The organism is Pseudomonas sp. Kh14 (assembly GCF_900291005.1).
GTDB classification, from domain to species: domain Bacteria; phylum Pseudomonadota; class Gammaproteobacteria; order Pseudomonadales; family Pseudomonadaceae; genus Aquipseudomonas; species Aquipseudomonas alloputida.
Genome location: NZ_OLKJ01000357.1, coordinates 1 through 230 on the forward strand (window position 1 = coordinate 1; position 230 = coordinate 230).

The window sequence follows — 230 nt, forward strand, 5'->3', positions numbered from 1 at the left end:
GATAGACCGTATCGGGATCGAAAGTAAAATGAATAGGAGGTGCTTTTAGGACTTTTACGAAGTAATTGTCGCGATAAATACAACCATTCCCATCTACAATGGTTATTTTATGCTGACCTGGGCTAACGCCCAGAACCACAGTATCTATTCCAGGCATCAAGAAGCCATCGCCCCAATCGATTTGATAGGGAGGAGTCCCCGAATGAATGGAAATGCCATAACGTCCCTTA

General features: G+C 43.9%; 1 protein-coding gene. It reads right to left on the reverse strand.

Features of this window, described 5'->3' with window-relative positions:
* A partial coding sequence (locus tag FQ668_RS28935; RefSeq protein WP_218570942.1) for a hypothetical protein occupies positions 1-230 on the reverse strand: 230 nt, incomplete at both ends.